The sequence below is a fragment of the Bacteroidota bacterium genome (assembly GCA_026391695.1).
Taxonomy (GTDB): Bacteria; Bacteroidota; Bacteroidia; order Bacteroidales; family JAGONC01; genus JAPLDP01.
Genome location: JAPLDP010000012.1, coordinates 1 through 6082, shown reverse-complemented (window position 1 = coordinate 6082; position 6082 = coordinate 1). Strand labels below are relative to the sequence as shown.

The window sequence follows — 6082 nt, the reverse complement described above, 5'->3', positions numbered from 1 at the left end:
GAAGTAGAAGGATAAGTAGAAGGCGATATTAGAAAGGAAGGCAGAAATCTGACTTCATCCTTCCATTCGCATATCTCCCTCGCCTTTCAGTTCTACTTCTACTTCGAATGTTCGTATGTTGGATATTCAATTAAGCTTCCTGTCCTAATTTTTAGACCACCACACCACCCCTCTCCCGTCTCCCCTAAAGGGGAGATGCTCATGTGATTGGGCGATTGTCGATTGGATGATTGAGCGATGGCCGATTGAGTGATATTGGAAGGATTAATTAGTTGACCTGAAAAATTATTTAGAACGAGACAGACGAGTCACAATTCTAATATCAAACATCGAACATCGCCCAATCGACAATCGCCCAATTCTTTGTTGCGTCACTCCTTCACAAACTTCCCACTCACCTCCTGCCCGTCAATTACCACCCGCACCACGTACAGCCCTGCAGGCAAAGCGCTGACATCAATCTCCGCCTCTTTCTCCCCATCCGGAATTACCTGCGAATGCCACTTACGGCCATAGATATCATATATTTCAAGCGGTACATCGCCTTTATAGTTGTACTTCCAGGTGGTGACATTAAAAATTGCCTTCTGGGAATGTGATGAGATATACTCCGGCAAAACTACCCGTATTAAATCACAGGCTGGGTTTGGAATGATTGTTAGCTTAGCGCTCCCTTCCGGCTTTAGCTCTTCCATGCCAACACCCAACGTATCCAGCGAAATGGTGTCGGATACAATTGGATATTCACAAATACTGTCATAAACAAATGGTTGTGTATATATGGAATCGTATTCCAATTCCGAGTTGAATTTAAACGCATAGATATCAAAATTGCCATCCCATACTTCAGGGCTGGTTATCAATAGCTTATTATCAAATGTTACTATACTGTTCATATAACGATATATACTGTCTCCTAAATCCCGCATCTTTATAAAATTGCCGCATGTATCGTATTTGATAATTGGATAATAAATATTTTGACTTGAATTTATCCAGCCTGATCCTATCACAAGTGTTGAATCCTGAAACCATGAGATGGTGCTCGAAAATCCTGTTGTAGCACTGTAGATATCAAAATAATTGATCTCTTCGCCTGACCTATTGGTTTTATATAATGACGGATATTGACCAGGATTAATATGACAACCGACAGTATATATGGTTCCATTATTTGAAACTACTGAAGTATAACTCCATCCATAGCACTGCTCATCTTTTCCCCAAACAAGCGACCACTCTTTATCTCCGTCAAAATCAGTTTTTATTAAATAAGAGCGAGTTTTATTAATCAGGGTATCTGGTAAGTCAGGATAATATGCCTCTCCTGTGATCAGAATTCCTGAATCAGGAGTGATCATAAGGTCATCCCCACTTTCACTGTTCAGATATGGATCTTCAACACCATAAACCTTTTTCCATAATATTTTCCCACCCTTATCCAAACAAATCAGCCAGATACGTTCTTCAGGATCGTAGCCTGTATAGGCAACCAAACAAACATAATTCCCATTAGGTAATTCTGCTACACTAACACCATAATCCATATCATACGTTGAATTTAAAATTTTGCACCACTCTTTTTCTCCACAAGCATTCAGTTTCATGATAAAGGGATCATACCACGGATCATACTTTTTAGTTGAGCCTATCAATATGATCCCATTATCATTTGTTTGTACTATATCACGAACTCCAGTTACATCACCAATTTCTCCTATTTTTTTATCCCACAGCATTTCTCCATTGATATCTGTCTTAAATATCCAACCGAATTTGGGTAATGTCTGGGAATTATCATTAATCTGACCTCCATACACATAGCCCTTATCATAAGTCTCTATGACTGAATAGGCAATGCAACTTATATTATCACCGTATATCCTGATCCATTCCTGGGCATGAACAATTGAAGGCAATATCATTAATATTAAACCAAATAAACGCTTCATTGCTACATTGTTAAATTGTTATATTGTTCAATTGTTCGTCAATATGATTATTTCAGTACTGTCATTTTTTGACTGTCAATAACCTGGGAGTCAACATACAAAGATACGATATAAACGCCATTGTTTAGTCCTCCTGTAGATACAACCGTTTGATTAAGCTGTCCCTTTACCGGAATCGTGCTTATCAGCTTGCCTGTCATATCCTGAAGTGTGAGAACAGCCGTTTCATAGGCTTTATCGATGTGATATTCAACAATTAAATAATTTCCGGCCGGATTAGGAAATAGTGAAATAAAGGACGCTTTATTCACACTATTCTCCATAAAGGGCCATGTATTATTTACAGCCGAATTTAAAGTTACAGGCATGTAAACCATTTCGTTGGATGCAAGCAATCCAAGATGGATCAGCAGGTTACGGGCATATACCGAAGGCAGGTCAACACATGCGCCTGTAAGAGAAATTAAAGTAACGAACTAAAAGCTTGCGGGAAAGGAAACATTTATGCACTTTATCCCCTCACCAACGACTTTAGTCGTGGGATGCTCACTTTACTCACGGGAATAAAAAGTTTCTTTAAGGACTTTTTAAACCGTTTAAACGGTTTATATATTGCCCGCCTGCTCTTCCGGATCCCACAGCTAAAGCAGTGGGTCAGGTATGCAGTTCATTTACCTCTCAGTCGTGGAAATAAAGCTGAAGCTGTGGGTCAGTTAATTATAAAATTATTCCTTTATGAATTTCCCACTCACAATTTCTCCTTCTAACTTCACCTGCACCACGTACAGCCCTGCAGGTAAAGCGCTGACATCTATCTCCACTTCTTTCTCTCCTTCTTCAATTATTTGCTCATGCCACTTCCGGCCATAGATATCATATATTTCAAGCGGTACATCGCCTTTATAGTTGTACTTCCAGGTGGTGACATTAAAAATTGCCGCCTGCGAATGTGACGAGACACACTCCGGCAGCACCACACGTATGATATCACAGGCCGGATTTGGAATGATCGTCAGCTTAGCCTGCTTTCCCGGTTTTAGCTCTTCCAACCCAACACTCAACGTATCCAGGGTAATGGTATCTGATACAACTGTATATTCACATAAACTATCGTAAACAAATGGCTTGGTGTAAACAGAACCGCATTTTAAGTATATTTCCATTCGTATCATATTTAACAACTGGGGCAATTATTTCCGTTTGATTTGAGGCTAACCATCCAGCACCGATAGCCAATGTAGAATCTTTAAACCAAGATATGGTAACTGAGCGGCCATTAATACCACTATCGATATCATAATAGGTAATCTCTTCACCTGACTTACTGGTTTTATACAATGACGGATATTCAGCAGGATTAATATGACAACCGACAGTATATATGGTTCCATTATTTGAAACTACTGAAGTATAACTCCATCCATAGCACTGCTCATCCTTTCCCCACACAAGCGACCACTCTTCATCTCCGTCAAAATTGGTTTTTATTAAATAAGAGCGAGTTTTATTAATCAGGGTATCTGGTAAGTCAGGATAATATGCATCTCCTGTGATTAGAATTCCTGAATCAGGTGTGATCATAAGGTCATCACCCGATTCGCTATTCAAATAAGGATCATTGACTCCGTAAACCTTTTTCCATAATATTTTCCCACTCTGATCCAGACAAATTAACCATATACGTTCTTCAGGATCGTAACCTGTATAGCCAACCAGACAAACGTAATTCCCATCGGGCAATTGTAGAATACTCACTCCATAATCCATATCGTATGTCGAATTGAAAATTTTGCACCACTCTTTTTCTCCGCAGGCATCCAGTTTTATAATAAAGGGATCATACCATGGATCATACTTTTTCGTTGAGCCGATCAATATGATCCCTTTATCATTTGTTTGTTCTAAGTCATGAATTCCAGTTACGTCACCAATTTCTCCTATTTTTTTATCCCACAATATTTCTCCATTGATATCTGTCTTAAATATCCAACCGAATTTGGGTAATGTCTGGGAATTATCATTAATCTGACCTCCATACAGATAGCCCTTATCATAAGTCTCTATAACTGAATAGGCAATGCAACTTATATTATCGCCGTATATTCTTATCCATTCTTGCGCGTATAATGTGTTCGATAGCAGGAAGATAAAAAGCAGATAATATAGATATTGCAGTTGTCTCATTGTTCTATTGTTCTATTGTTCAATTGTTATATTGTCATATTGTTCAATTGTTCGTCAATATGATTATTTCAGTACTGTCATTTTTTGACTGTCAATAATCTGGGAGTCAACATACAAAGATACGATATAAACGCCATTGTTCAGTCCTCCCGTTGATACAACCGTTTGGTTAAGCTGTCCTTTTAACGGAATCGTGTTTATCAGCTTGCCAGTCATATCCTGAAGTGTGAGAACAGCCGTTTCATAGGCTTTATCAATGTGATATTCAACAATTAAATAATTTCCGGCCGGATTAGGAAACAGTGAAATAAAGGAGGATTTTGGAATACTGTTCTCCTTAAAGGGCCATAAATTATTTACAGTTGAATTTAAAGTTACAGGCATGTAAACCATTTCACCGGAAGTAAGCAATCCTAGATGGATCAGCAGGTTACGTGCATATACCGAAGGCATGTCAATACATGAGTCGGCCATGGCGTATAAAGTAACCAGTTGCAAGCTGTCGGGATAGTGACCATTGATCGTGTCGTTTTGTAATGCCTGAAGTATGCCGATATAATCCAGGTAATTCTGATGGGTTTGCTGCTGTGCATCCGACAGTATAAAGGTCGAAGGTATCTCGTTCAGCACACTGTTCACCTGAACTGTATCCGATTCTTTAAAGTACTGAAAGGCCAGGTTGTATTTTGCATACAATTCAGGTTCATTCTGCAGCAGCGCCACCAGGCTGTCGGGCGCCCATTCATTGACCGTATCATGTAAATATATTCCGGCAAGCTCATTGTAAGCCAGATTTCTTAAATGCCTGTAACTTCTGATCCGGCTTTCCATGAGTTCCTTATTGCCCAGTGAATCCTCTCCGGCCATGATCTCCTGTACCATATAATCAGGCATGGGATCCCAGCGGTTGTCAAGGGCATCCAGCACTTCATCTGACTTTGCCGACTGGGGATTAGCCACAAGCACATCACGTATCATGGCATTGGGAAGGACATCCTCTTTGTAAATGGCCAATTTCATGACAGTATCGGAAAGATAAGGCGATTCATCCAATAGTTGTTGCCTCACCTCCAGTGCTTCATCGGGTATGCTACTGAGCATCAATTCATTCGCACCTCACCCACGACTTCAGTCGTGGGATGCTGACTTTACGCGCGGGAAAATAAAGTTTCTTTACGCATTTTTAAAACCGTTTAAACGGTTTCTATATTGCCCGCCTGCTTTCCGGATCCCACAGCTGAAGCTGTGGGTCAATTAATCAGTTTTTGAATTAATCTTTAAGGAATTTCCCATTCACCGCCTGTCCTTCTATCACCGCTCGTACTACATATAGCCCTACGGGTAAAGCGCTGACATCTATCTCCACTTCTTTCTCTCCTTCTTCAATTATTTGCTCATGCCACTTCCGGCCATAGATATCATATATTTCAAGTGGTATGTCACCCGAATACGAGTACTTCCATGTAGTGACATTAAAAATTGCCGCCTGGGAATGTAATGAGATACACTCCGGCAGCACCACACGTATGATATCACATGCCGGATTTGGAATGATTGTCAGCTTAGGGTGCTTTTTCGGTTTTAGCTCTTCCAATCCAACACCCAACGTATCCAGAGTAATGGTATCCGATACAATCGGATATTCACATAAACTATCGTAAACAAATGGCTGGGTGTAAATGGAATCATACTCCAATTCCGAATTAAACTTAAACGCATAGATATCCATATTGCCATCCCAGTCTTCAGGGCTGGTTATCAATAACTTATTATCAAACGTGACTATGCTGCTCATAAAACAATAAATGCTGTCTCCTAAATCCCGCATTTTAAGTATATTTCCATTCGTATCATATTTAACAACTGGGGCAATTATTTCCGTTTGATTTGAGGCTAACCATCCAGCACCGATAGCCAATGTAGAATCTTTAAACCAAGATATGGTA

Annotated in this window: 6 protein-coding genes; all 6 read right to left on the bottom strand. The window is 39.8% G+C overall.

Going from position 1 to position 6082, the window contains the following annotated elements:
- Positions 1 to 371: 371 nt before the first annotated feature.
- Positions 372 to 1952 carry a T9SS type A sorting domain-containing protein gene (locus NT175_00260; GenBank protein MCX6233146.1) on the bottom strand — a complete coding sequence of 527 codons (1581 nt, stop codon included), beginning with the start codon at positions 1950 to 1952 and terminating at the stop codon, positions 372 to 374.
- A 47-nt stretch (positions 1953 to 1999) separates the two neighbouring features.
- The gene (locus tag NT175_00255) at positions 2000 to 2320 is read right to left on the bottom strand and encodes a T9SS type A sorting domain-containing protein (protein MCX6233145.1); all 321 of its coding nucleotides are present in this window, start codon (positions 2318 to 2320) and stop codon (positions 2000 to 2002) included.
- A gap of 357 nt (positions 2321 to 2677) precedes the next feature.
- Positions 2678 to 3115 carry a T9SS type A sorting domain-containing protein gene (locus tag NT175_00250; GenBank protein ID MCX6233144.1) on the bottom strand — a complete coding sequence of 146 codons (438 nt, stop codon included), beginning with the start codon at positions 3113 to 3115 and terminating at the stop codon, positions 2678 to 2680.
- The gene (locus NT175_00245; protein ID MCX6233143.1) at positions 3060 to 4136 is read right to left on the bottom strand and encodes a hypothetical protein; all 1077 of its coding nucleotides are present in this window, start codon (positions 4134 to 4136) and stop codon (positions 3060 to 3062) included. Before NT175_00245 ends, NT175_00250 begins: the two co-directional genes overlap by 56 nt.
- 63 nt (positions 4137 to 4199) lie before the next feature.
- Positions 4200 to 5237: a T9SS type A sorting domain-containing protein gene (locus NT175_00240; protein ID MCX6233142.1), complete on the bottom strand. Its 1038-nt coding sequence runs from the start codon at positions 5235 to 5237 to the stop codon at positions 4200 to 4202.
- Positions 5238 to 5406: 169 nt separating this feature from the next.
- Positions 5407 to 6082 (bottom strand): hypothetical protein (locus NT175_00235; protein MCX6233141.1); only part of this gene is annotated, 676 nt, incomplete at its 5' end.